We start from the raw sequence: 25,842 nt of genomic DNA, 5'->3' as shown, positions 1-25,842 counted from the left end.
ATTAAAGAAATGAGATATAGCATAATAGCCTTTATATTTATACTAACTATTTTTAATGCTTGCGATGATCCTGAGACATTCCCTGTATATTATAACGTATACAATCAATCCGAATTTAATATAAAAGTTATCTCATATTCAGAAGCATCTAAATTATATGGAGATACTATTAACATTCTTAAAAATGAAATAGGAATTTTAACAAATGATTTAATTCCGCAGATGGATAAAGATGAAATTTACGAATTGTTTTTAACTAACGCCATTGACTCTATCAAAGTTTTTATTAATGACAAAACAGTTAAAACCTATCAACATGGTTCACCTATATTTAATATTGACAACTGGGAATTTATTCAAAACGAAGAATCTTTTGATGCTTACTATTATTTAACTAACGATTCCTTAGATCTAGAAAAATAATTTATCTAAGAGGCTGATTTATATTCAGCCTCTTTTTTGTGACGTATCCATATAAAACATTTACAATTTTACATTTGAAGGAATATAAAACAAATCGATCAAACCAACTCAGGAAGCCTAAACGAGTTTAGAGATTAACTACTATCAATTTGCGAGGAAGATAAAAAAAGATGATATCAAAGACCTTTTTGAAGCTTATTTTTGGAATTAATTACATTATAAATATTTAAACCAAATGAAAATTTTAGTTCTATCATTCATTATAATGTGTCTAACTTTTGCTTGTAATGAAGATGACACATACTATGTTTATTATAATATTAATAATCAAACCAATTTAAACTTAAAGATCATTACATTTTCTTCTTTTGAGTATATATATAATGATACTATATTCATTCCTACTTCAGAATCAAAACAAATTATTTATGATGTAATCCCTAAAATGAATATTAAATATATATCACAAGATATTCTATATGACATTTATGATTCTATCAAGATAGAAGTAGAAGATCAAGTAGTTAAAAACCACCAACATAATTCACCCATATTTAATATTGACAACTGGGAATTTATTCAAAACGAAGAATCTTTTGATGCTTACTATTATTTAACTAACGATTCCTTGGATCTATAAAATGATATCTCTTATCTATCCATCTGCCACAACCATGAATTAAATCATATTTCATTTTTTGCTACTTATAAATTATCACTGGTAAGTGTCAATTTATTTCTAACAATAATCAGCAAGCATATTTTTAAATAATTTTATAACAATATATTTTTATTACAAATTTATTTATACTACATTTGCCAACGTTAAATAGATAATAGAGATGACCCACGTAGCATATTTTTATAGCTTTTACTTTTACTTTTTTGGATTTAGCAATCAAAAAGAGGTGGGTTTGTAGTATATAAATTTTAAAGAAATTTAAAGTCCCACCTCATAGAGGTGGGACTTTTTTATTATATAGATATAATGAATAAAATTAAACAAGTAGCTATTCAGGGAGGAGCCGGTTCAAATCATGAAATTGCCGCAAAAGCTTTTTTCAATACCGAAAAATTGGAAATGGTTCCCTGTCAAACTTTCGAAGAGCTGTTTGAAACCATAAAAAAGGACAATACCATATACGGCATTATGGCTATTGAAAATACTTTGGTTGGAAGCATCTTAAAGAACTATACCTTATTAAAGGATTCGGGTCTTGTAATTATTGGAGAGTACAAATTACGCATTAAACATCAGCTGCTTGCTTTGCCGGGACAAAAAATTGAAGATATCACTGAAGTTCATTCTCACCCAATGGCTTTAGCTCAATGTGAAGAGTTTTTGAAAAAACATCCTCATATTAAAATGATTGCTTCAGATGACACCGCTTTTAGTGCTGAATGGGTTCAGAAAAACCAGTTAAAGGGCATTGCCGCAATAGCCCCCGAATTGGCCGCCAAACATTACAGTCTGGAAATTTTAGCCAGAGATATTGAAACGAATAAAAGGAACTTTACCCGCTTTTTAATTATCTCAGACAAAGGCAAAACAGAAGTGGAAGATCTGCTGGTTAAAAACCAGGTAAACAAATCATCATTAGTCTTTTCTCTTCCCCACTCTGAAGGCAGCCTTTCTCAGGTATTATCCATTTTAGCCTTTTATAATATCAACCTTACTAAAATTCAGTCGTTACCAGTTGTTGGACACGAATGGGAATATTTGTTTTATATTGATTTGGTATTTGATGATTACAACAGATACTTACAATCACTGGATGCAATTCGTCCTTTGATTAGCAAATTAAAAGTATTGGGAGAATATCACGTAGGCAAAAGATCGTACGATACTATTGGCAACGACAACAGACCTTTATCAGAACAAAAAACTTTTTAAAATGATGATACAGCCAGCTAATCGAATTAGCGAAGTTAAAGAATACTATTTCTCTAAAAAACTAAGAGAAATAGATGAGATGCGTCAACAAGGAATTGACGTCATTAATCTGGGAATAGGAAACCCGGACAGATCTCCTTCTGAGGTTGTTTTAGAAGAATTAAATGCAGCTTCTGCAAACGAAGGCAACCACGGATATCAGAGTTATATTGGTATTCCGGAACTTAGAAATGCTTTTTCGGGCTGGTATCAAAAACATTTTAAAGTAACTATTGATCCGGCCAAGGAAATTCTTCCGCTAATGGGTTCAAAAGAAGGAATCATGCATATTTCCATGGCATTCTTAAACAAAGGAGATAAAGTGCTTGTTCCAAACCCGGGGTATCCTACTTACGCATCCGTTTCTAATTTAGTTGAAGCTGATATTGTAAGTTATGAGCTAAAAGAAGAACTTAACTGGCAGCCTGATTTTGAAGCGTTGGAAAAAATGGATTTAACACAGGTTAAATTAATGTGGGTTAATTATCCTAACATGCCAACCGGAGCTAATGCAACACTTGAGTTATTTGAAAAACTGGTTGCTTTTGGTAAAAAACACGAAATATTAATTTGTAACGATAATCCTTATAGTTTTATTTTAAACGATAATCCTTTAAGCATATTCAGAATTGAAGGAGCCAAAGACATTGCCATTGAGTTAAACTCTTTAAGCAAGTCGCATAACATGGCAGGATGGCGAATTGGAATGGTGGCTGCAAATCCTACATTTATCCAATATATTTTAAGGGTAAAAAGTAACATGGATAGCGGAATGTTTAAACCACTTCAGTTGGCTGCATCAAAAGCACTTTCGCTTGAAAAAGATTGGTATGTGGAAGTAAATAAGGAGTATCTGGTAAGAAGAGAATTGGTTTGGGAGATTATGGATATCCTGAATTGTAAATACGATAAAAATCAAAGTGGAATGTTTATCTGGGCTAAAGTTCCTGAAACAATTACTTCTGCTGTTGATTTATCAGATAAAATTTTGAACGAAGCACATGTATTTATTACTCCTGGTACTATTTTCGGAAAACAAGGAGATCAGTACATCAGAATCTCGCTATGTTCAAAACAAGAAGTTTTAGAAGAGTCAATAACAAGAATAAAAAACAGCATAAATCTATAATAAAATGGTAAAATTAGACCTTGAAAAAATTAATCTTCCCGGATTAGAATTGGAACGTCCGTGGATGATTGCCGGACCTTGTAGTGCGGAAACTGAAGAACAAGTATTTGAAACAGCTCAACAAGTTAAAGAAGCAGGTTTTAAAATATTTAGAGCTGGAATTTGGAAACCAAGAACACGTCCGGGTGCTTTCGAAGGTGTTGGAACAATAGGTTTACCATGGCTTAAAAGAGTTAAGGAAGAGTTAGGTTTATTTGTAGGAACTGAGGTTGCAAATGCACACCACGTATTTGAAGCCATTAAACACGGAATTGATATTCTTTGGGTTGGAGCTCGTACAACAGCGAACCCTTTTGCTGTTCAGGAAATCGCAGACGCTTTAAAAGGAACAGAGATTCCTGTTTTAGTAAAGAATCCTGTAAATCCTGATTTAGAATTATGGATTGGTGCATTAGAGCGTATCAACCAGGCAGGTATTAAAAAATTAGCTGCTATTCACAGAGGATTTTCTACTTACGATAAAACAAAATACCGTAATCACCCACAATGGCAAATTCCAATTGAGCTACGTCGTCGTATTCCTGATTTACCAATTATCTGTGATCCTTCTCACATTAGTGGTAAAAGAGAATTAATTTATGAGATTTCACAGGAAGCAATGGACCTTAACTTTGACGGTTTATTGGTTGAAGCGCACCGCTGTCCTGAAAAAGCATGGAGTGATGCCAGCCAGCAGGTAACTCCTGAAGAGCTAAAGGCAATTTCTGAAAAAATTGTATTACGTGCTCCTAAAATTGGTGAAAAACCAAGGGTAACACTTGATGAACTTCGTCAACAAATCGATACTTTGGATACTGAAGTTCTTGAAACATTAAAGAAAAGAATGGAGATTGCAGAGGCAATTGGTCGTTATAAAAAAGAGAACAACATCACCATCCTACAAACCCGCCGTTACGATGAAATTATGAATAACCGTAAGGCAAAAGGTGCTAAAATGGGATTATCGGATGAATTCCTGACAAAACTTTTTGAAAGTATTCACCAGGAATCTGTTACTCGTCAAAATAAAATTATGAATTCATAAGACATTAGATTTGAGATAAGTGATAAGAGATCATTCATCATCTTATCCTTATCTCAATATATAATTCTATTTTCTAGTGTCTATTATCTCTTATCTAATAAACTTATGAAAATCTGCATTTTGGGGGCCGGAAAAATGGGTACCTGGTTAACAGACGCCCTTTGCCTCGACCATGAAGTGGCCATATACGACCCAAATTTAGAAAAGCTTAAGTACATCTTTAATACTCAAAGATTAACCAAACTTGAACAAATTACAGAATTTGGTCCTGAGTTATTAATCAATGCAGTTACTTTAAAGTTTACTATTGACGTGTTTAAGGAAGTGATTCCATACCTGCCTAAAACTTGTATTATCTCTGATATTTCTTCTGTAAAAACAGGATTTAAAGAGTTTTACGAAGAGGTTGGTATGCGATATGTTTCTACGCACCCTATGTTTGGTCCTACCTTTGGAAATTTAAAAGCATTAAGAGAACATCACGCCATCATTATTTCAGAAGGTGATCATTTAGGAAAAACATTCTTCAAAGACTTCTTCTTGTCTTTAGGATTAAATATTCATGAGTACAGTTTTATCGAACACGATGAAACCATTGCCTACTCACTGTCTATTCCATTTGCATCATCGTTGGTTTTTGCGTCTGTAATGAAAAAACAAGATGCACCTGGAACCACTTTTAAAAAGCATTATGATGTTGCTAAAGGACTATTAAGTGAAGATGATTATTTGTTATCTGAAATTCTTTTTAATCCTTTTACCAGCGAGCAAGTAGAAAAAATCAGGTTAAAATTAAAAGAACTTCTTGCTATCATTGATGAAAAAGATAGTAACAAGATGAAAGAATATCTTGCTGAAGTAAGACAAAACATAAAAGAATAGGGTATTTCTATCCTATTCTTTTTTTATATAAGTACTACAACTTTTCTAGTATTTTTAATCCCTCAGGCCACTCTCCTATGCCTGATGCAGTGTTAATATGCCCCAAAGCACCAGCATTAACAAAATCACTCCCCCAGCTTTCTGCTATACTTTTTGAAGCATCCAAATCAGCCCACGGATCATTTGTACTGGCCACTAATATAGTAGGAAATGGTATTTGATTTTTAGGTACCGGTAAAAACGAATCCAATCCTAATTCAGAAGGTGCCACATCTAAATTTGGAGGAGCAACAATTAAAGCTCCTTTTATTTTCTTTTGATATTTATTAAACCAATGCGAAAAAGTAATCCCACCTAAACTGTGGGTAATAAATACAACTTCTGACAAATCATAACCATCTATCGCCTCATCAACAGTTTTTATCCACTCTTCACAAGCCGGATTATCCCAATCCCCCTGTTCAATTCTTTTAATGTTAGGTAAAGCGCTTTCAAACAGGCTTTGCCAATGGTTTTCATCCGATCCTCCTAATCCAGGTAATGTAAAATAGTATGTCATATTATTCTGTTTTATCTGTTTCTATCGCCATGCAAAAATGCAAGTTATTTAATTCAAGAAACAGTAAAATAGAGTTTTTGTTACACTATCTGCTTATATTTATCCTACCATTCTGATATATTTAATAGCCTTTACCGTATTGAATTCGCAAAAATAAAGTAGCAAAAGGGTAAGAATTTGGGTATCCCCTCACTATTGACTCACTACTCAGTCACATATCATTCACATTTGATTCACTTATAAGTGTAGTATTACTGAAGAAAAAGTGATCATTAATTCTATTATAAATATGATATACCAACAGCCGTATCTATACTGCTATATTCCAATTACTGGCACTATTCAATTTGATCTGCTATTTGTAGAAGCTTTGTAGTTGTTTTCCAGTTTCGGGTAGTGGCTGTTACCCCAAGTGTATTTTCTATAAACGTATTGGTGAGTTTTGTTTTACTATACCCCTTGGGACAATAGAGATAAATAGCTTTTTCTGAAATACAGACTTCTTCCCCATCCTGTTTTTTGCCTTTAATACCATTTTTATTAGCGGAATTTATTTCTGAAGAAAGAAAAGTTACGTGCAAATGTGAAATATCCTTATTACTATCGTTAACAAAAGGGTTCTGGTTTATCATTTCTTTTAAATCCTCAATTGTAAAAACAATAACCGGAACACCAAAACCAAAGTCTTTTTCTATTTGGAGGGATATTTTTTCTGTTATTTGAGTTATTTCAGTATCGTCTCCTTTAAAGATAACATTACCACTTTGAATATAAGTGGTAACATTTTGAAAGCCCAGGTTTTCATACATCTTTCTTAATGCATCCATTTTTATCACCTTTTTTCCTCCCACATTAATTCCCCTTAAAATTGAGATGTATTTTATCATTTTACCGCTTTTGATTTACAAAAATAAAATATGAATGATACGAAAAATGTAGGAAGAGCACAACAGCAAAATATACGAATACACATTTTTGCAGTAATCTTTATTAAATGACAAATTATCTGATTAATATTATTATTGGGCCATCATAACTTAAAGCAAGCCAAGCAAATACGAAACTATAACATTTCCTTTACTGTCTTTTTCAATGGGGCAAGATACTTTTTTATGATTACCCAAACTATTGAATTATCAATACTATCGTATGCGTGAATTAATCGATTTCTAAATCCTACAATCTGTTTAGTATTTTCCAAATCCACATCAGGACAATGTTGCCGAAATTTATTCACGGCTTCACCAATGATACTTAATTGTCTCTCAACTGCACTTTGTGTTTTATAATCATTCTGATATTCATCAAAAGAATTGGTATCATCTACAAAGGATTCAATAAGGTCTATTGCACGTAAGATATCAGATAAATACTTTCTGCTCTTTTCCTTCATAAATTAGAATCTTAGTCCTGTCAATATTAGATCTTAGTACAGGATTATTTATTGATGATTCAGTTAACAAGTCCACTTTGCGTTTAAAAAACAATTCAAACTTATCCCATAAATCAATAAGAAATTCTCCTCTTTCAATTGGATCAGAAGCATCCAATTCAACAATTAAGTCAATATCACTTGAATCTGAATCAAAATGATCTGTTATGGATGAACCAAAAGCATACAAATATTTTACTTTGTGACTCCTACATAGATTCGCAAAATCGTTTATTCTGTTTTTTATGTCATCTTTAACTCTCATATCAACAAATTTACTAAATCATCAGAATTATTTATTAATCTGTAGTATTTTTTTACAAATGATACCCTCAATCACAATTGAAAACAATATTCCTGCCGTATAAAAGTAGCTCAACATTTTTAAGTTAAAGTTTATGGCTACAGGTTGATCAAATAGACCTAATTCTTCAGATATCCCCATCATATTGTATTGATAAACCAATCCCAAAACAATTGATGCTGTATAAATAATAACATATAGCATTGGATATATTAACCAGGTAAAGTACTTGGGGATTTTAATCGTATGCCTGTTATAAATCTGAATAAAATAAGAGATTGGGAACAACAACAAGGTCAGATAAAACAGGATACTTGTTCCCCATAAATTACTTTGCTCAAAACGTATTCCAAAACTTTTACAAGTCAAAATAATAGCAAACACCATAATTATACAGCAAATCAAACCTGTAACTATGGTGCTTAATATAAAGAATGAAATTTGTTTGAACCTCTTCATGATGCTAGATATATCAACATTATTATGATACTAATGACCCTATTCTTGCATATCTGCTATTTTAGATGCCCTCTTACCCCTATCACATAATCTTTAATGCCACTTATAAAATCGGCTGATAATTGATAGGCAACAAAAGGATGCTCTGGTAATACGATTTCATAAAATATATACTCATCAATCATATCATTATCCAATGCCATTTGCAAGGCTTTAAATTCCGGGTGCTTTTTTAGTTTCTTCTTATTAAAGGATGTCATTAAGCTTACAAAACACTCTTTTTCTTCTATTGAAGAGAAGGTTCCTTCACTCACGCCCATAGATTTCTTATAACCTGGTTCATATTTCCATAAGGCTTTTACCATAGCATAACCCAACCAGTCAATATCATATGAAACCCGAACCTGATTTACACCTGTACTATCTATTTTAATTTGTGGGTTAAAGGTCCAGTCTTCTGTTTTGAGTTTCTTAAGTTCGTAGATGTTGTTCATAGCATTAACAATACGAGGATTATTTCTATTTAAAATCATGGCAATAGTAATCTCATCTACGGCTTTATCAAGTTCGCCTTTAGTTTTGTATGCATCGGCTAAAAACCAATGTGCCATATAATCAATATAGTTCAGATTAATTGTTTTGTGATACCACTCTATTGCTTTATCAAAGTCACCCTCAATACCATAGGTTTGTCCCACATAAGTCATCACCTGATAGAACGAAGAATCCATTTCAAGTGCTTCCAGATACTTTTCTCTTGCCTGTGAAAATTTCTTGCCTTGAAAATACTCTTCAGCTTCGTTTACGCATTCCTGCACTGAACTATCTAAGTCATATTGATACGTTGATATTTGATTTTTATCACTTACTCTATAATAATGATTATAATTCAGGTTATCACTTCTGTCTATTGGTAAAATTTCATTTTCCAATGAATTCAACTCATATGATAACTCCGATTTTTCCATTATCTTAAAAATCTCTGCAGGAGAATGTATCTCTTGTGCTATCACATTAATAAACCCTATACCCAGGATTCCGAAAATCATTAATCTTTTTCTCATATGGTTAAATTTGTTTTTAATTGCTATATGGAACTCGCCAATATTGTATCCTCTTATTTGATAACTCTTTATATTAACTATTAATTGTCTTACTAAATTGCTATGTTGCCATATAATCGCTAATTTGATCTATCTGGTTTAAATCTCAACACTTAAACGTAAATGTCCACCAAAACCTTCCCTAATAATTCTCATTAAGGTAGACAACCTAATATCAGAGGCATTGTTTTCAATTCTTGAAATGTACGTTTTTGTAGTCCCACATTTTTCAGCCAACTGAACTTGAGTCAATCCGCTTTCCTTTCGCAGTTCTTGAATCATTACCCCTAGCTTAAATGCTTCAAATCCTTCTTCAAATTTATCTCTTTCCGGAGTACCCATTTCACCATATTGTTCATTCAGATGGTCCTGAAATGATGTTAAATTTCTATTTTCCTTTTTCATCGAAATACTGCTTTTTTAATTTTTCTGCATTCTCAATTTCCTTTTTAGGAGTCTTTTGAGATTTTTTCTGAAATCCATTAACAAGTATTACAAGTTTACCTTCATCAAAGAAGCTAAATACTCAATAAATATTACTCCCAACTTCTATGCGAACTTCATATAGTCCCTTAGAGTCTTCAATGTGTTTAAAATACTTTATAGGAACTCTTTCTACTTCTGAAATAAGTTTTAATGTCCAGTTCAATTTCCTTTTTACTTTGAAGTCTAGAGTATTAAAGAAATCCAGATAGTAATTCTTGTAGTAGAGAATGTTCCTAATTATTTTATTCTCCATATTTCAAAGTTAGCTAATTAGGTAACAATTTCAAATTCATCTAAGTTAAATTTTCTTTTGAGTAATGCATGACATTATATCTAACAGTGGCTAAATAAAGATTTATTGAGCAAACCTTTCAAAATGTTACTGAGTCAATACTTTCATTTGTTTTTACATTTTTATAATCAATGCTAAATAAATGTCTTTTTTAGGCGTTTAACAACAGCACTCAACTTTAGAAAATCACTGCCTCCATAGATTTTATTTTAGCCTTTGAAACCATCACTTTAAATCCCTGATTGACATTATCGTCTATTTTCTATTATCTATCATCTAATATCTAATATCTAATATCTAATATCTAAGGTCTTTGATCTAATATCTATTACTTACATTTTATTTTAAGGAAACTAAGTAAAAGCATATATTTGCGACATGGGAAAAACAAGGGTTTTATTAGGTATGAGCGGCGGAGTTGATAGTTCCATGTCGGCATGGTATTTACAACAAATGGATTACGAGGTAGTGGGGATCACTTTTAATACACTTTCTCCTCTTTCTTCCGAAAAATCACACGGATATATACAGGAAGCAAAAGATCTTGCTCAACGATTAAGCATTGAGCATCATGTAATGGATGTGTATAACGATTTTAGAACATCAGTAATTGATTATTTTGTAGATGAGTATTTAAACGGAAGAACCCCCAATCCTTGCATCCGTTGTAACGAAACCATAAAATGGAAGCTTCTGTACGAGGAATCAGAAAGGCTGAATTGTGATAAAATTGCAACCGGACATTATGTTCGCTTACACCATGAGAACAATATTTCGTACATACAAAAAGGTGTTGATCCGGTTAAAGATCAGTCGTACTTTTTATGGAACCTGCCTCAACACGTACTTAACAAATGCGTATTTCCGTTGGGTAATTTTTTAAAATCTGAGGTAAAAGATAAAGCTCGCGATCTGGGCTTTAACCACATGGCTGGTAAAAAGGAAAGTATGGGTATTTGTTTCCTTCAAGGCGAAAACTACCGGGATTTTATTACACGACTTAAACCTGAAATTAACCAGCAACTTGCTGAGGGTATTGTTAAAAACCAACAGGGAGAAACCATTGGTAAGCATGATGGCTTTCCTTTATACACCATCGGACAAAAGCGAGGTTTGTATTTAGATAAAAACCATGGGGAATATGTATCTAAAATTGATGCTCAAAACAACATACTTGTTACAGCACCTAAAAGTACTCTTTACTCTGATACCCTGAGTATTCATAACTTTGTTTTATGCGATTCCAACAACCAGGGTGAAGAACTATTGGTAGATATCAGAATCCGCGGACTGGATGCTGTTCCTCCAACTCCTGGTAAGATTATTATCTCGGACAAAGAACTTAAGGTTTCATTTGACACTCCGGTTTGGGCGCTTACTCCCGGGCAGTCTATTGTTTTTTATACCAATGATATTGTAATTGGAGGAGGAATTGTGGACCATTTTGAATTCAATGCTCCACAATAGACTATTTGTCAAAACAAATTATTTAAATATACATGTGCTTTACCCAGACAAGAGCTCATTTCTTGTCTGGTACCATAACCTTACTTCAATAACTTAATGGACTCTTTAACTGTCATTTTTTCTGTAATGCCTCTATCCTTTGCCAATACATTACAAACGGTAATGATTCCATTATCAAGAATATCCTGACCGTTAAAGATCTCTGCACTCATACAATCTACGGTACATGCAAGGATACCAGCTTCACTTAGCGATTCAAGACTTTTTACTCCGGCATTGTTTTTTCCAATTCCGGCATCATTAAAAAATACAGCTTTAACACCACGCTTTTGAGCATAATGACCGGCACTCATTCCGCCATGTGATCCACATATAACAATATCTCCGGCATTATTCTCGTTTAAGAAAGTAATACTATCAGTTACTGTAATATCAATCCCATCAATTTGAGTTTGTGTTTGTACTTTTAATTCCGGTTTACTGCTACTATTCTTTGTTTCATCCTTAACAGGCGAGTCTGCAGCTTCATTTTTTTCTGTTGAAGACGTTATTTGTATAATAGAACTTAGCTTATGAACAGCCTCTTTTACAGAATCACCAATTTGAATTCCTGCAGCTTCAGCTTTTGGATTCATATGACTAATGATTCCGCTCTCCCAGGTATCAAGAGAAATACCAATCTCAGCACTATTTTGATCCACAGCACAAGCCAAAACATTTTCTGCTTCATAATGATTTAAACCTCTGATTCCTGCATGGTTTTTACCGACTCCCGCACTGTTAAGAAAAACGGCTTGCACATGGCAATATTTTACCTGTGCAGCCAGCGCTCTATTGCCTCCGCAATGCGATCCACAAACTAGAATTGGATATGTATTGTCAGGCTGTAAATCGCCTAAACTATCAAGTAGTACGACACCTTCTGGTAACTTCATTTTTTATTGCGAATAAAGCAAAAATATAGAGACAAAAGATCACCAATGACCAATATCTGAATACTAATGCAAATCAAAAATTAAACTAACACTTATATGTAACTAAAGCACAAAGTTGTAGCAACAGTTATTCAGACTGAAACTACAACTTTGTGCAAATTACAAGGGATATTACTCCTTGTTGTGATATGAAAGACCTTGAGTCTTTATATTTCTTTTTATCTTTTTACTCATGCCATCATGACAAAAGATAACCAATAATCTATTGAGCTATTGATCTATCGGCCTATTATCCTACCTCCTACTTTACAGCAAGTTCAGCGCAGGCAATCTCTGTTCCTTTTTGGTAAGCCTTTATATTTCCTTCAACAAATTTTGCAGGAACACTTTCCTTCACTACCTGAATCATATCGTCATGAGAATAGCCTCTTAATTCGGCATAGTAACCCAACATTACAACATTCATCATTTTACTAATATCAAAATCCGGATTCTTGTGCTCATCAGGATCAACAATAAATGTCTTCTTTCCGGATCTTTTTATAATCTCTGTTTTGCATTCTGGCATATCTTTTTCCAGTCTGGTATTTACACTGGAAGTAGACAATTCAAAAGTACTGGTTAAAACAACACCATCATCTTTCAAACAATGCAAATATCTTAGTGTTTCCGTTTGTTCAAAAGAAATAAGGTAATCCACATCACCAGCTTTGATAAAAGGAGATAATACCGGCTTATTTGAATATCTAAAGTGACTTTCTACACCCCCTCCACGTTGTCCTAATCCAATTACATCAGATATTTTTAACTCATAACCAAGATTCATGTAATATTTACTTAAGAGGTTACTGAAAAGAAGTATTCCTTGTCCTCCTAAACCAGCTATGATAATATTTTTTCCTGTATCCTGCATTTTTATGATTTTATGGCGTCAAACTTACATGCCGTAGAACACAATCCACAGCCAACACAAAGATCCTCATTAATTACTATATCAACCTTTCCGTCCTTTGTCTTTTTACTCTCAATAGCTAAACATCCCAGGTTTATACATTTTCTACATTTTGTACACTTATCCTGATCAATATAACTTGGTGTGTTTTTAGGAAGTTTGAACTTTGTAACACATGGCTTTTTAACAATCACAACAGAATTTGTTTTTGCATTTACTGCACTGGTGATTGCTTTTTCCAGATTATCATATTCGTATGCATCTACAGTAACAATATCTTTTACTCCAATAGCCTCACATACTTTAGATATTTCAAGTTTGTTTTCAGGCTTATAATTAAACCCAAAGTCGCTTGATGCTACATGCTGACCACCGGTCATTGCCAGACAGCTATTGTCAACAATAATTACCGTTGATTGACTATCATTAAATATCAGGTTCATCAAACCATTGATTCCCGTTGCCCAAAAACCACCATCACCTATCATGGCCACAAAATTTTCTTTGTGATCTGTAGCTACGTTATAACCATGAGATAGTGCAATACTTGAACCCATACATTTTTGTAGCGAATAGGATTCCATATGAGGAAAGCAACCTATCAGTCCACAGGTAACATCAGCCGCCGCCTTAATTTTATGTTTCTTTAAAATATTTGCCACAAAGAGGTGTGAACATCCGGCACAACTAACTGGTAATCTAAAAGGAATGCCTTCTAAAACACTTCTTCTTTCAGCTTTAGGAACAAGTCTTTCCTCAATAATATCCGGAGTAAAACGCATCATATCAGGGAATTTTGGAAATAATTCTTTTCCTACTACGGAAACCCCTAAATCCTTGATGTTCTTTTCTAATAAATCATGACCATCTTCAATCACATAGAGTTCATCCACATGATCTGCCAATTCTCTAATCTTCTTTTCAGGAAGAGGCATTACAAGGCCTAATTTTAAAAACGATGCTTCTGGTAAAACTTCTTTGGCATAATAGTAAGGTGTACCTGCTGTAATTACCCCAATCTTTTTACCATTCAACTCCAGCCTGTTGAAATCAAAATCATTGCTGTCCGAAGCAAGGCGCTTCATGTGAGCAGGAAAGTCATTAAAGCATTTGGTCAATTTTGGATGTTCCGAGCCTTTAGCATTCATCATCATGGTTGTCATGATAACTTTACTAAAACTTACCGGATATTTAACGTTACATTTCGCTTCGTATGTAATTTCATCATCAATGATCACTTTACTGGTAGTTTTACATATCACTGATGTAATTTTAAATATAACAGGAGTAGAGTATTCTTCACTTATTTCAAAGGCTTTAACCATTAAGTCCTTTGCTTCCTGACTGTCAGCCGGCTCAAACACCGGAATATTAAACATATTACCATAATGACGCACATCATTATAGTCATCACCAGCAGTACGCCCCACATCATCACCAACTACGATTACCAGTCCACCGTTAATTTGACTACCAGCTGCACCTCCCAGTGCATCAGCAGCAACATGCAAACCTACAGTTTTCATTATTGCCATACTACGATAACCTGCAAATGAAGCTCCAATAGCAACTTCCAGCCCAACTTTTTCATTAGTTGACCATTCACAATATATCTCAGGGTAATAATGACGGGTGTAATCCATTACTTCTGTTGAAGGTGTTCCCGGGAATCCGGAAGCAACCTTTACTCCTGCCTCAAAGGCTCCTCTGGCAACAGCTTCGTTACCATTCATCATTTTCATTACGGCAAACTTATTTCCTCTCTCCATATTCCAAAAGTGACTTCTCTCAGCACTATTTTGTGATTTTTATCATTATTTTGCGAAAACGCAAAAATAGATAAATTCTTAAGTCTTGCAAATTTGGCTGCTACTTTCTTCTAAAAAGATAGGATTTTTATCATGAATTAGTGAAATAAAGAAATAATCTGAGTAAAATGTGGTTGATAGGTGTACTTCTTATTGTATAAAATTATTGCAGATTATAGATTACGATTTAACTGCAAAAGTAAAACCAATTATTTTAGTGAATTTATTACGTTTTGGGACGTTGTCCCAAGCCCTACCTACTTTTTTGCATTGCCAAAAAAAGTAGGCAAAAAACGCTAGACCAAGAGAATCCTTCATCCCACATCACCCTCCAATTCCTTCCAACACACGTCCACCTCAAGTGCGCCCTTGAAGGCCTCTCTCCACCACTGGCCCGGACTCTTGCTCAGACCTACCCGCCCTGATTTACAGCTCCAGATTATATTCTTAAGTTATAGTATATACTTCAAAACATTGGTCATGTCTTAAGAATATGTTTTTGAAACTGTATCCAATTATCTTTAAAAGTTTCTCAGGTAAAATGCTACAAATACTCATATTCGTTAAACATTGCAGCCTGACCAATTCTGTTGTTTTCAGCATCATATACATTCCAGAGAATTACATTTTTGATTTTAAATCTTTTGCCTGTCTTTGATATTCTGATACCGGAATAATCTTTTGAATAACCCTTTTCTGTAACTTCATTAATAAATTTTTCTCGTTGTCCTCTCTCATCACTTTCTGCTGAATATTTAGAAGGCAGATTCGTTATTTCTTCCCATGACATTTCAAACAAATTTAGCGCAGTTTGATTGGCATAGTTAAATATCGGATCACTGAAACCATTATGAGCCAAAAATACATAATCAGCATTGAATACCTGCTTGGCTTGTTCCTCCAAACTCAATGTAGAGTCAACTAACTCAATATTTGTTAACTCTTTTAAACTATTCGTAATTTGATGTATATAATCTTTTAAGTAAGCATTTTCGCTACTTGGAACACCTGTATTATTCATTGTATTTTGTATTATAGTATTCTTTTGAAATAGGATATTGTATATTTTCTTTTTCAGATAGAAAAACCAGCAGGATAACTCTTATCTATTGTTTTGCAACTTATCAATTACCTGTGGCATTCGATTTACAAAGGTAATCCTTACAAAATCATTTTTGAAACTACAACTAAATAATTTCCTACTTAAAATAACGAATCCTTCTATGCCTACTTACAAACAGATGCTGGTGATAGCTTTATCCCTACAAAACCAACCATGTATTAAGAGGTCAGTTTTATCCCAAAATAGTGTATAAATAAACCCCTTGCTGTAATTGATACAACAAGGGGTTTATTTATACAGATCGTTTTAGCGTATTAAAACATCATCTATTAGTAAATCAGATTGCTATTTCTCTCCTGCTTTAGGCTTAAATAATCGAACATAAAATATACCTCCGGCAATTCCCTTTTCTGGTGCCTGAAATTTAACACGAACACTTTCCTTTCCTTCGAGCATAGAAACAGGTATCAGATAAGTTTCTTCTTTAAAATCTGAAATATTCCATTTACGAATGTCTTCGGTAGCTAGTAGTTCATCATCGATATAAATCTCAAACTTCCTGTTATTCCAATTCGATCCCCAATAACGAAGTCGAAGCGCTAAATCAGTCTGGCCCTTAGTGTTCATTTTATAACTAAAAAAGCCACCATTTCTGGCATCACGCCAAAACTCATTGGAAGTCACCCCTGTATGACTGTTTTCTGTTTCCATATAGTGGTCAGCTTCAGGTTGCTGTTGGCCTGGTTGCACTTTATCAGTAGTTCTGCTATCCAAATCTAATATATAGGCTTCTTCTGCTTTAATTGAATCAAGTACCCCTTTATAGCCATCGCTTGTCAGGGTAAACCAATACATCATATAACGGGTATCATGGATTTGATAAAACGGTTGAAGCATTAAAGGTTCTTCAGCATTTAGCATATTCACCTTTTCCATGCTAAACGTAAGAGGTTTTCCTTCCACTGGTACTAATTTTTCAGGAATTTTAGAAAAATCGTCTTCAATAATAATTGGAGCTTCGTTTAATGGGAAACGCTTACCATGTGCGATGTGTGCCCATCGGTTGTCGTCGGCAATTAAACCACTTACATCCTCAGTACTAGTTGAAGCACCTAATACAATGGGGCCATATAAAAACGCATAATAATTTGGCACATGAATCAATTTCTCCAATCTTCCTTTCATAGGAAGCACTACCTTTACCTCATCTCCATTTTTCCATTTCCTTTCAATCTGAGCGTAAGAAGATGGTTCTGATTCAGGTTGAACTTCTTTCCCGTTAACATATACCTTAAAATCTTCTTTTGCCACCCAATACGGATGACGAACCGCTAACTTAAACGATACTTTTTTCTTTGTTTCTATTTTTAAAGTAGTTGCCTGCTCTTCAGGGAATTTGGTATTTTGAGTAATTTTAACTCCTTTCTCTCTCCAGTTTAATTCCGATGCAATAAATAAATTCAGGAATAACTTATCTTGTTCATGCGCATAAATAAACTGTCCGTATTTTCCATGATTTTCCAAGCCGGTTCCTACACAACACCACATTGCTGAATTGGGTGCAGAATAAACCCGGTAGTGATTTGGGCGTGCTGGTGTAAAATACACATAACCTCCATGATCCGGATGTTGCGTGGATAAAATATGATTATACATGGCTCTTTCGTAGTAGTCTGCATATTCAGCTGTTGGATTCATTCGAAACAATCCTTCAGTTAATTTCAGCATGTTATTCGTATTGCAAGATTCAGGACCTTCAACATCTCTGATGTAATCGGAACATGCTTCAACACCAGGAAAAAATTCACGACGACTATTTCCTCCGATAGCAATACTTCTGTTGTGTACTACTGTTTCCCAGAAATATTTACTCCCTTTGATATATTTTTCATCGTTACTTAACTCTGCAACTCGTTGAAAACCCACTGCCTTAGGAACCTGCGTATTGGCATGCATATTATCCAGATTGTCTTCTCCCTTAGACATCGGATCTAAAATACGTTTGTGCGAAAAACGTTTTGCCAGGGTTAAGTATTTCTCATCGTTCGTGATTTGATAGGCATCAGCAAAAACTTCGTTTAAGCCACCGTATTCATTGCCAAGCATACCTTCAACCTGATCATCTGACAAGTCTCCTGTCAATTGAACAGCCCAATCGCAGAATTTTAAGAACATACTTTTAGCTTCTTCGTTTCCGGCATATAACCAGGCATCGCGTAACCCTGCATACATTTTGTGAATATTATACATAGGTACCCATCCCTGCCATATGGCTGCTGTATTTCCTTTTTTAATTTCCGGCCATAGTTTATCGCTATTAGGCACACCTCCAAGATAACCAATGCCCCAATCTGGATATTTCTTACCATTGGCTTCCTGACAGGCCTTTAATTCGGATAACATATACTCCATTCGTTCTTTAAATTCCTCATTTCGGGTAGAAGCATAATGAATGGCCATAGCCGATAAGTAATGTCCTCCAATATGTCCATCAAGCCCATCGCTTTCCCAATTACCATAATTTTCATCTTTTGGTGTTAACCCGGCTACTTTTAAATATGGAGCTAAAAAACGATCGGGATTGTATTTTAACAATACCTGGGCATTTAAATCCTGTGCATGTTTGAATGGACCATCTAATAATGTTACATCGCTTAACGGAAATTCATTATGATATAACTTCTCCTGTGCACTAATGAAAGATGGGAATAACACCCCAATTAATGCAATTGCTATCAAGATCCTTGAGTATATTCTTTTCATCATTTTTCTTATTCAGTATTTTTTTGAATCCAGGGAATACTGGTAGGAAACTCTTTTACAAATTTATACAAAACCACTGTCTGGTAATTATTTGCAAATATGTTGTTAAAGGGAGACAAATTGCAAACCGCTCGTCATTGCGATAGCAAGGGTTACATTATAAGCGCATTGACAAGTTTTTATTAGTGAGGCTTACCAATGCGCCTATGTATTTAGATTACAACTTTACAATTAATATATTTATTGTTTTTTGTTAATCTTATTAATCGTGCACCATGATTTTTCACAGAAAGAGATAATGAATCTGTAAAATCTCCGATATCTTCCTTAGCCCATAAATCACGAGCTGTATAATCTCCTTTTAATCCTAATTGTTCAAAATCCAAGTCTATATTAACAGAGCCTACAGGTTCGGAACCCGACGGATATTGTGTGTATACCTGAAATTTCACAGTAGCACCCTCTGTATGAGAAATACACTCTTTATCTAAACCACCCATGGCAGTAAATGTATCATAACCTTCCGGAATATCGTATTCAATAACAGAGTTTGCATGCGTTCCAATTCCAACCGGATACTCTTGATCATTAACGATTAAAGGTCTTCCCATAACAGTTCTGTTTTTAGTCACGGTTCCATATCCGGTAGTTGCTCTTACCCATGGAATTTCAGTAAGGTCTAATGTACCTTTTGGACCAATTAATTTTGGTTCAATCCAGTCTGCATGATCCCAATTTGATCCATCACCGTTATCAGTTACAACAAGGAATAATTTTTTTGCACCTTTCAATTTTACCTTTAAATTAGTTTGCTGCTTTCCTTCCTCATACGAAACGGTCTCACTGCTGTATATGGCAAGCGACTCATCAATAGGTTGCTGATCGGTGATTCCAAAGAATGCGACAAACTTATCATCGCTTTCAGTATCATCAGCTACCCAAATACGCTTATTGTATTCACTAACTAATAACTTGTTGTTGGTGCTTTTATTTAATACATGAAGTGCCTCCTTATTGGTAAGCAGACTTAATGTAAAATCATCGTTACTTGGCAGGTCGCCACCAAACATTAAAGGCGAGCGGAATATGGTCCATAAAGTCATCAAGGTATATTGCTCGTCTTTGGTAAGTCTTGACATACGCTCTTTACCACGCTCTCCTCTTATTGAAATTCGTCCCAATGGTAACATATCGCAATCGGGCCATGTTCCTGGAGCAATATATGGATACCATTTTTCGGTAACATCCAACAAATGTTTTACATGTGGCCATGTATCCCAAACATCATCTACCATACGCCACATATTAGCATGTTCACTTACATGTTCGGCTGCAGTTATAGGAGTTTCTCCCGGAGATGTACTCAACACGATTTCTCTTCCGCAATTATCAATAGCGTTTCTGATTAATTCTATTTCGCCTTTGTGATATGGTCGGGACAAATCATCAATCTTGATAAAATCTACACCCCAGCTTGCATATAATTCAAATATAGAGTTATAGTATTCCTGAGCACCTGGTTTATCTGCAACTATTGTATAGTTATCTCTTAACCATGTACATTGTAATTCTGTTGAATAAATCTGATCGGCTGTAATACCATCTGTACCTTTAACAGGAAGTTTATTGTCCACAGCATATTTAGGGATACCTCGCATGATATGAATACCAAATTTTAATCCCTTATCGTGTACATAATCCGCAAGATCTTTGAATCCCTCACCATTAGAAGCAGATGGGAAACGATTTATGGCTGGCATATACCTTCCATATTCATCTATAACATAAATAGGGTCTGTCTGATTATAACCACCGGCTTTATCATTCTCAACAAACCAACGTATATCTACAACAATATACTCCCACCCAAATTCTTTCAGGTGTTCAGCCATATAATCAGTATTCGCTTTCACTTCATGTTCTTCAACTGTTGGACCATAACAATCCCAACTATTCCAACCCATTGGAGGAGTTTGTGCCCATTGCTTAAATTCTCCTTTGTCAAATTTCTTTTTTACAGAAGTAGTACAAGCGCCAAGAATAATAATGCATAATGCAAGTAAAACCAGATTTTTTTTCATCAACATTGTATTTTGATTAAATAAATTAAAAAATCAAAAATACTGTTAAGCAGTTAATTGTATGGTGGAATTTTTTAGCGAATAGGGAGAAAAAATAATACAAATACCTTTATATACAAACTACTTATCCTCAAAGCAACAATTTCGTCAACGTAACACTACTCCCTGAGCTGATTTATTTCCAAATATTGGCGGTAGCTATATAACACCTCCTCACAAGACATCATTTTTTTATCCATTAAATCCAGCGGTAGCTTATTCTCTTCCACGAAAAAACTAATTTCACGAGTCCGTGACAGTGAAATATTTCCTTTTTCTGAAAATTTTGTGTCTGGCAAATAAATCCCAAAGTTTTTATTACTACGAAATGCTCCTACTAAATAATCATTGGATTGTTTATCTAATTTGATGATATAATCCTTATATGGTAATGATTTATGCTTACAAAATGCAACATAGTCTTTGAACCCAGTTAAGTCACCTACATATTCTCCAATCCATTTAACTAACTTTTTAAAATTATCAAAAGTCGCATTATTCAGCCTTAATAGAATCCAACCATTATTTGAAATGAACTCCAAATCATGAATTGAAATTTTTAAGTCAGCACTATCATCAAACTCTAATAATTCAAGAATTTCTTTAATTACTTCTTTTCTATTTTCCTTAATAAATATAAAACATTTGTATTTAGTAAAATCAATCGGATACCAATGTTTATCCTTATCAGGCTTAGGGGGAACAATATAGTGATGTGATTTGACCTTAAGAAATCGAATAACTTTAACCCAAATAAATAGCATAACACCAAATGCTGCTGCCATAAAAAGAATAGATAATAATATCTCAAATACGTTGATCATTGCTTTTCATGTATATCTTTAGATTCATTTTATCGTTATTAGTAATTTTCAGTTACTCAAATTTTCGTTGAAATTGCAATATGTAAACTACCATTAATGCTTACTATTGATTTTGTAGCTGCCTTAAAACTGCTTCTTGGTCAGCATAGATAAAGACAACCTGCGAGAACCAAATCCCCAATTACAACTAACCTATCTTTAAATTACATAGTATATTATACGCAGAGTTATTCTTTAAATTGTTTTATATTTTGATTTTCTGCTAGTCCAAATAACGTTACATGCGGAAGTCCATCATTCTTGCCTTTCATTAAACCAACAACCATATTTTTGTTAGCCAAGATTATGCTATGGTGATTCATAAGAGTCATTATTTTCTTTATCCAAAAGGGAAACTGCTTTTGAAGTTGCATAATATCTTTAGATTCTCTAAACGGATTTTCTGCATGTAGAACTCCTCCACATTTCTCATAAATTTTAATTGCCTCCTTTTTTGATAAATAGCCTGCTTCTATCGGTTCAAATTCAAAATATTTAACCCCTTCAGAATTTACTTTTTCAATTTGTTTTGAAGGTTTTGGATAGAATTCTGGATTTACCCTTTCCAAGTCTTGAAATATTAATCTAGCATTCCAATCTTCTCTAAATTTAGAACGCATGGCTGCATATTCTTTTTTATTTGCCACAAGAGAAGATAATGCGATCAATTCTATAATTTTGCGAAATTGCAAAGCAATTAATTCTATATCTGTCCCTAAATAGCCTGTTGTTTTTACTCCCTGTATATAATGATTTATAACTTCTGTTCTTTTCAAAATGTCATAAAGACATTTGCGATATTTATTAACTTCTACGCTCATGATCTTATTTGTGCAGTATCCCTCATACAGTAAAGTATAATTTGCCTTTGTATATAGATTAACGGGTAGCTAAAATAGTTATTATTCTAACTAAAGTATCTGATAACGGATATTTTTATTCACTAATTACATATTAATGAAACCTATATATCCATCAATACAAGTAAAAAAACAGAGCAATCAGCGCTATAATAAAAGGATAACACCTCAAATTGAGTGCTGACTTCAGGGTTATCATCTGTGACATAAAACTATGATATTTTTGGTAAAGAAAGTAGTGTAAGAATAATTTTATTGCTCCCAAATAAACTTTGTGACTAGTTTTGTTTTAGGCGTTATTTTATACCTATCATCTGTTCGTGAACCTATAATCCAAATAATATCATTACCAGAAAGCAGTAACCAGGCCTCTTCTTTTTGCTGAATAGAAAACTTTGCATCGATAAAATAGTCGCTTAACTTTTTAAAGTTTTTCATTCCTAATGGGCGGAAATCATCTCCTTGTTTCCATCTTCTGATACTTAATGGATATTCAAGCAAGTCCTGATCGAATTGAGCAATATTTAACGACTTATCAATTTTAAAATCTTTGGCATTAATATCCTTTTCTATTTTAAGATTTATTGGAGTCTCTGTAAACACTTCATCTGATGATATGTAATAAACAGCATCGGAATCATCTTTTTTATAGGGTAGAATAATCAGATTTTGTCGATCTTTTATCAATCGGTATTCCGAAGAATAAAACTGCTTACCGGAAACATTCTGTTTAATGGCTTCCACAACTTCACTTACAACAGTTCCATTAAAACCATAGGGATGAAGCAGTTCAAACAACACCAACTGCTGGTTTTTAAATTCATTCACATGACTTAGCGAAATCAAAACCGTATCGTCCTGCTCCACCACATAATCCCTTTTAATGTCTTCAATTGAATCTGATAAAAAATCACTCACCTGACTTAATCTACTCATATTATTTAACATGGTATCACCAAATGAAGGATTTATAGAGCGGAACAATGGCAGTATTTCGTTTCTGATTTTATTTCTGTTGTAAATGGATTCCAGGTTAGAAGAATCTGTTCTGTATTTGAGTTGATTATCTTCACAATAGGTCTCTAATTCACTTCTCGAAAAGTCTAATAATGGCCTGATAATATTATTGGTAACTGCCTTAATTCCTGTTAATCCCTTTACGCCTGTTCCTCTTACTAAATTCAGGAAAAACGTTTCAATACTATCATCTTTATGATGTCCGGTAGCAATCCAATCCAGCTTTTCATTTAACACCAGCTCCTGAAACCAGGCATATCTTAAATCTCGGGCAGCCATCTCAATTGAAATACCTTTTTGCTTACTATATCCCTTTGTATCAAAAGATTTCAGAAACAACTTAACATGATGCGCCGCACAAAAAGTTTGAACAAAACTTTCGTCGGCATCAGACTCTTCTCCTCTTAAATTAAAATTACAATGGGCAGCAAATACTTCAACATCCATTTTTGTGAGCATATGTAGCAACGCCAGGGAGTCAGCTCCTCCACTAATAGCCACTAAAATTTTTTGTCCCGTTTTTACCTTGCAATCCTGCACTAAAAATGAATTAAACTTGCCTAGCATGTAATTTACTTTCTTAAGAATTAAATAATTTAAATATGGCACTGGCTTTAACCAAACACTCCTCATATTCACTTTCAGGAACACTCTTGGCTGTTATGGCACTGCCCACCATAAACGATAAGTAATTGTTTGATGAATTATATAATAAACTTCTGATGACTACGTTAAAATCAAAATCCCCAGATGGCGTAAAATACCCTACACTACCCGAATATACACCTCGCTTTGTGTCTTCATACTTCTCAATCAGCTTCATGGCTCTTATTTTGGGTGCACCGGTCATTGATCCCATTGGAAAGGAATATTTTATAGCTTCGATAGCATCTTTTTCATCGTCTAAATCAGCCACAACTGTAGTTATCATCTGAAATACCTGAGGAAATGCATAAATCCCACAAAGCTCCTCTACCTGCACACTTCCCATCTTTGCCACTCTCGACAAATCATTTCGAACCAAATCAGCAATCATTATATTTTCAGAACGTTCTTTTGCACAATTCTGCAAATCAAATGCATTCTTTTCATCTTCTACTGTTGTTTTTCCCCGGGGTGCAGTTCCTTTTATGGGTTGACTAATCAACGTCTGGCCTTCCTTTTTCATATACCTTTCCGGTGAAGCCGAAATAACATATTTATCCTTTACTTTTAAAAAAGATGCAAACGGTGTAGGTGAAATTTCGATTAAGCGTAAATAAGTATCGTAAGGATCAATATCAACTTGTTCTGCACAAAACTCCTGACAATAGTTTATTTCGTATATATCACCTTTATGGATATGCTCTAAAATTGAATTAACTGTATCAATATACTTTTCCCTGCTAATTTTGGGAGAAAAAGTAAGGGTTTCTGTACTTTTAGAATAAGTATCACTGTCATTAATTTCCTTAAGAAAAAGATCAACCGATTGCTCATTATCTAACTCCTCTAGATATTCTATATTCCATTGAGCGTCCCTCTTAATAAGAACATAACGAGGTTGAAAAAACATTGTTGGAGAAAAGTATAGCTGGTCGTAATTAACAGAATACAAATGTTCCAGTTCATTTTTTAAATCATATCCCAAATAACCAAAAAGCCAATCTGTTTTACGCTGCAAATTGTTAAGCGCTTCAAAAGATCCATCCTGAGCTTCAACACTTCCAATTCCCGCCAAAAAATCATAAGAGTAATAGTTTACTCCATCATGACCATGCCCATTGTATCCGCATGAATCATAAACCCCGCAGTAATCCATATTTTTACAATAAGCCAACAGCTTTTGCTTAAACAATGGTTCATCATCAATATGAATAGTATACTTCCTTCGCATGGGGCAAATTTAAAATAAAAAAAGCACCTACA

24 protein-coding genes and 1 pseudogene are annotated in these 25,842 nt (G+C 34.0%); 7 read left to right on the top strand and 18 right to left on the bottom strand.

From position 1 onward, the window contains the following. The 6 genes from OM075_RS12440 to OM075_RS12415 all read left to right on the top strand — a co-directional run. Positions 1–423, top strand: a 423-nt coding sequence (locus OM075_RS12440; protein WP_301190845.1) for a hypothetical protein, incomplete at its 5' end; no start/stop codon positions are given. Positions 424–688: 265 nt separating this feature from the next. Continuing rightward, positions 689–1,063 carry a hypothetical protein gene (locus tag OM075_RS12435; RefSeq protein WP_301190844.1) on the top strand — a complete coding sequence of 125 codons (375 nt, stop codon included), beginning with the start codon at positions 689–691 and terminating at the stop codon, positions 1,061–1,063. Between the two features lie 348 nt (positions 1,064–1,411). Then, on the top strand, positions 1,412–2,317 hold the full coding sequence (locus OM075_RS12430) for a prephenate dehydratase (protein WP_301190843.1): 906 nt from the start codon (positions 1,412–1,414) through the stop codon (positions 2,315–2,317). Position 2,318: 1 nt separating this feature from the next. Beyond that, positions 2,319–3,485: a pyridoxal phosphate-dependent aminotransferase gene (locus OM075_RS12425; RefSeq protein WP_301190842.1), complete on the top strand. Its 1,167-nt coding sequence runs from the start codon at positions 2,319–2,321 to the stop codon at positions 3,483–3,485. A 4-nt stretch (positions 3,486–3,489) separates the two neighbouring features. Continuing rightward, positions 3,490–4,569, top strand: a complete 1,080-nt coding sequence (locus OM075_RS12420) for a bifunctional 3-deoxy-7-phosphoheptulonate synthase/chorismate mutase type II (RefSeq protein WP_301190841.1) — start codon at positions 3,490–3,492, stop codon at positions 4,567–4,569. A gap of 105 nt (positions 4,570–4,674) precedes the next feature. Next, complete coding sequence (locus OM075_RS12415) at positions 4,675–5,451, top strand: prephenate dehydrogenase/arogenate dehydrogenase family protein (protein ID WP_301190840.1); 777 nt, start codon at positions 4,675–4,677, stop codon at positions 5,449–5,451. Positions 5,452–5,485: 34 nt separating this feature from the next. On the opposite strand, the gene OM075_RS12410 is transcribed toward OM075_RS12415, so the two are convergent. The 8 genes and pseudogenes from OM075_RS12410 to OM075_RS12375 form a co-directional block, all read right to left on the bottom strand. Continuing rightward, positions 5,486–6,010, bottom strand: a complete 525-nt coding sequence (locus OM075_RS12410) for an RBBP9/YdeN family alpha/beta hydrolase (protein ID WP_301190839.1) — start codon at positions 6,008–6,010, stop codon at positions 5,486–5,488. Positions 6,011–6,348: 338 nt separating this feature from the next. Then, on the bottom strand, positions 6,349–6,897 hold the full coding sequence (locus OM075_RS12405) for a DUF1697 domain-containing protein (protein WP_301190838.1): 549 nt from the start codon (positions 6,895–6,897) through the stop codon (positions 6,349–6,351). A gap of 176 nt (positions 6,898–7,073) precedes the next feature. Beyond that, on the bottom strand, positions 7,074–7,403 hold the full coding sequence (locus tag OM075_RS12400) for a HepT-like ribonuclease domain-containing protein (protein ID WP_301190837.1): 330 nt from the start codon (positions 7,401–7,403) through the stop codon (positions 7,074–7,076). Further along, positions 7,372–7,707: a nucleotidyltransferase family protein gene (locus OM075_RS12395; RefSeq protein ID WP_301190836.1), complete on the bottom strand. Its 336-nt coding sequence runs from the start codon at positions 7,705–7,707 to the stop codon at positions 7,372–7,374. The genes OM075_RS12400 and OM075_RS12395 overlap by 32 nt, the downstream gene beginning before the upstream one ends. A 27-nt stretch (positions 7,708–7,734) precedes the next feature. Continuing rightward, positions 7,735–8,205: a hypothetical protein gene (locus OM075_RS12390; RefSeq protein ID WP_301190835.1), complete on the bottom strand. Its 471-nt coding sequence runs from the start codon at positions 8,203–8,205 to the stop codon at positions 7,735–7,737. A 56-nt stretch (positions 8,206–8,261) separates the two neighbouring features. Continuing rightward, entirely contained in the window at positions 8,262–9,269 is a 1,008-nt protein-coding gene (locus OM075_RS12385) for a tetratricopeptide repeat protein (RefSeq protein ID WP_301190834.1), read from the bottom strand. Between the two features lie 138 nt (positions 9,270–9,407). Then, positions 9,408–9,713, bottom strand: a complete 306-nt coding sequence (locus tag OM075_RS12380) for a helix-turn-helix domain-containing protein (RefSeq protein ID WP_301190833.1) — start codon at positions 9,711–9,713, stop codon at positions 9,408–9,410. After that, positions 9,697–9,822 (bottom strand): annotated as a pseudogene (locus OM075_RS12375) (type II toxin-antitoxin system RelE/ParE family toxin); the annotation flags it as partial. The gene OM075_RS12380 and the pseudogene OM075_RS12375, both read right to left, overlap by 17 nt. Before the next feature lie 633 nt (positions 9,823–10,455). Between OM075_RS12375 and mnmA the strand changes: the two are divergent. Then, positions 10,456–11,553 carry a tRNA 2-thiouridine(34) synthase MnmA gene (mnmA, locus tag OM075_RS12370; protein ID WP_301190846.1) on the top strand — a complete coding sequence of 366 codons (1,098 nt, stop codon included), beginning with the start codon at positions 10,456–10,458 and terminating at the stop codon, positions 11,551–11,553. An 80-nt stretch (positions 11,554–11,633) separates the two neighbouring features. On the opposite strand, the gene OM075_RS12365 is transcribed toward mnmA, so the two are convergent. The 10 genes from OM075_RS12365 to pabB form a co-directional block, all read right to left on the bottom strand. Continuing rightward, positions 11,634–12,488 carry a hypothetical protein gene (locus OM075_RS12365; RefSeq protein ID WP_301190832.1) on the bottom strand — a complete coding sequence of 285 codons (855 nt, stop codon included), beginning with the start codon at positions 12,486–12,488 and terminating at the stop codon, positions 11,634–11,636. 301 nt (positions 12,489–12,789) lie between these two features. Continuing rightward, on the bottom strand, positions 12,790–13,401 hold the full coding sequence (locus tag OM075_RS12360; protein ID WP_301190831.1) for an indolepyruvate oxidoreductase subunit beta: 612 nt from the start codon (positions 13,399–13,401) through the stop codon (positions 12,790–12,792). A gap of 2 nt (positions 13,402–13,403) precedes the next feature. Further along, the gene (locus tag OM075_RS12355; protein ID WP_301190830.1) at positions 13,404–15,209 is read right to left on the bottom strand and encodes a ferredoxin family protein; all 1,806 of its coding nucleotides are present in this window, start codon (positions 15,207–15,209) and stop codon (positions 13,404–13,406) included. Positions 15,210–15,792: 583 nt separating this feature from the next. Next, entirely contained in the window at positions 15,793–16,269 is a 477-nt protein-coding gene (locus OM075_RS12350; RefSeq protein ID WP_301190829.1) for an MEKHLA domain-containing protein, read from the bottom strand. Between the two features lie 387 nt (positions 16,270–16,656). Beyond that, complete coding sequence (locus OM075_RS12345) at positions 16,657–19,077, bottom strand: glycoside hydrolase family 127 protein (RefSeq protein WP_301190828.1); 2,421 nt, start codon at positions 19,075–19,077, stop codon at positions 16,657–16,659. A gap of 209 nt (positions 19,078–19,286) precedes the next feature. After that, complete coding sequence (locus tag OM075_RS12340; RefSeq protein ID WP_301190827.1) at positions 19,287–21,155, bottom strand: NPCBM/NEW2 domain-containing protein; 1,869 nt, start codon at positions 21,153–21,155, stop codon at positions 19,287–19,289. Positions 21,156–21,313: 158 nt separating this feature from the next. Further along, a complete protein-coding gene (locus tag OM075_RS12335; RefSeq protein ID WP_301190826.1) occupies positions 21,314–21,979 on the bottom strand; it encodes a hypothetical protein in 666 nt (221 codons plus the stop codon). A gap of 266 nt (positions 21,980–22,245) precedes the next feature. Then, a complete protein-coding gene (locus OM075_RS12330) occupies positions 22,246–22,878 on the bottom strand; it encodes a hypothetical protein (RefSeq protein ID WP_301190825.1) in 633 nt (210 codons plus the stop codon). 291 nt (positions 22,879–23,169) lie between these two features. Next, a complete protein-coding gene (gene tilS / locus OM075_RS12325) occupies positions 23,170–24,501 on the bottom strand; it encodes a tRNA lysidine(34) synthetase TilS (protein WP_301190824.1) in 1,332 nt (443 codons plus the stop codon). A gap of 13 nt (positions 24,502–24,514) precedes the next feature. Then, complete coding sequence (gene pabB, locus OM075_RS12320) at positions 24,515–25,810, bottom strand: aminodeoxychorismate synthase component I (RefSeq protein ID WP_301190823.1); 1,296 nt, start codon at positions 25,808–25,810, stop codon at positions 24,515–24,517. Positions 25,811–25,842: the final 32 nt, after the last annotated feature.

The organism is Plebeiibacterium sediminum, from assembly GCF_026013605.1.
Lineage (GTDB): Bacteria > Bacteroidota > Bacteroidia > Bacteroidales > Marinilabiliaceae > Saccharicrinis > Saccharicrinis sediminus.
The sequence above is the reverse complement of the archived record's forward strand: the minus strand, read 5'-3'. Positions and strand labels throughout refer to the sequence as shown.

Bases quoted from the DNA above. Each gene is read 5' to 3' on its own strand.
- OM075_RS12435 (WP_301190844.1), top strand. From the start codon at position 689: ATGTGTCTAACTTTTGCTTGTAATGAAGATGACACATACTATGTTTAT.
- OM075_RS12420 (WP_301190841.1), top strand. From the start codon at position 3,490: ATGGTAAAATTAGACCTTGAAAAAATTAATCTTCCCGGATTAGAATTG.
- OM075_RS12380 (WP_301190833.1), bottom strand. From the start codon at position 9,713: ATGAAAAAGGAAAATAGAAATTTAACATCATTTCAGGACCATCTGAAT.
- OM075_RS12400 (WP_301190837.1), bottom strand. From the start codon at position 7,403: ATGAAGGAAAAGAGCAGAAAGTATTTATCTGATATCTTACGTGCAATA.
- pabB (WP_301190823.1), bottom strand. From the start codon at position 25,810: ATGCGAAGGAAGTATACTATTCATATTGATGATGAACCATTGTTTAAG.
- OM075_RS12350 (WP_301190829.1), bottom strand. From the start codon at position 16,269: ATGAATAATACAGGTGTTCCAAGTAGCGAAAATGCTTACTTAAAAGAT.
- OM075_RS12405 (WP_301190838.1), bottom strand. From the start codon at position 6,897: ATGATAAAATACATCTCAATTTTAAGGGGAATTAATGTGGGAGGAAAA.
- OM075_RS12390 (WP_301190835.1), bottom strand. From the start codon at position 8,205: ATGAAGAGGTTCAAACAAATTTCATTCTTTATATTAAGCACCATAGTT.
- OM075_RS12340 (WP_301190827.1), bottom strand. From the start codon at position 21,155: ATGAAAAAAAATCTGGTTTTACTTGCATTATGCATTATTATTCTTGGC.
- OM075_RS12355 (WP_301190830.1), bottom strand. From the start codon at position 15,209: ATGGAGAGAGGAAATAAGTTTGCCGTAATGAAAATGATGAATGGTAAC.
- OM075_RS12335 (WP_301190826.1), bottom strand. From the start codon at position 21,979: ATGGCAGCAGCATTTGGTGTTATGCTATTTATTTGGGTTAAAGTTATT.
- OM075_RS12385 (WP_301190834.1), bottom strand. From the start codon at position 9,269: ATGAGAAAAAGATTAATGATTTTCGGAATCCTGGGTATAGGGTTTATT.
- OM075_RS12410 (WP_301190839.1), bottom strand. From the start codon at position 6,010: ATGACATACTATTTTACATTACCTGGATTAGGAGGATCGGATGAAAAC.
- OM075_RS12330 (WP_301190825.1), bottom strand. From the start codon at position 22,878: ATGAGCGTAGAAGTTAATAAATATCGCAAATGTCTTTATGACATTTTG.
- OM075_RS12430 (WP_301190843.1), top strand. From the start codon at position 1,412: ATGAATAAAATTAAACAAGTAGCTATTCAGGGAGGAGCCGGTTCAAAT.
- OM075_RS12415 (WP_301190840.1), top strand. From the start codon at position 4,675: ATGAAAATCTGCATTTTGGGGGCCGGAAAAATGGGTACCTGGTTAACA.
- OM075_RS12345 (WP_301190828.1), bottom strand. From the start codon at position 19,077: ATGATGAAAAGAATATACTCAAGGATCTTGATAGCAATTGCATTAATT.
- OM075_RS12365 (WP_301190832.1), bottom strand. From the start codon at position 12,488: ATGAAGTTACCAGAAGGTGTCGTACTACTTGATAGTTTAGGCGATTTA.
- tilS (WP_301190824.1), bottom strand. From the start codon at position 24,501: ATGCTAGGCAAGTTTAATTCATTTTTAGTGCAGGATTGCAAGGTAAAA.
- OM075_RS12395 (WP_301190836.1), bottom strand. From the start codon at position 7,707: ATGAGAGTTAAAGATGACATAAAAAACAGAATAAACGATTTTGCGAAT.
- OM075_RS12425 (WP_301190842.1), top strand. From the start codon at position 2,319: ATGATGATACAGCCAGCTAATCGAATTAGCGAAGTTAAAGAATACTAT.
- OM075_RS12360 (WP_301190831.1), bottom strand. From the start codon at position 13,401: ATGCAGGATACAGGAAAAAATATTATCATAGCTGGTTTAGGAGGACAA.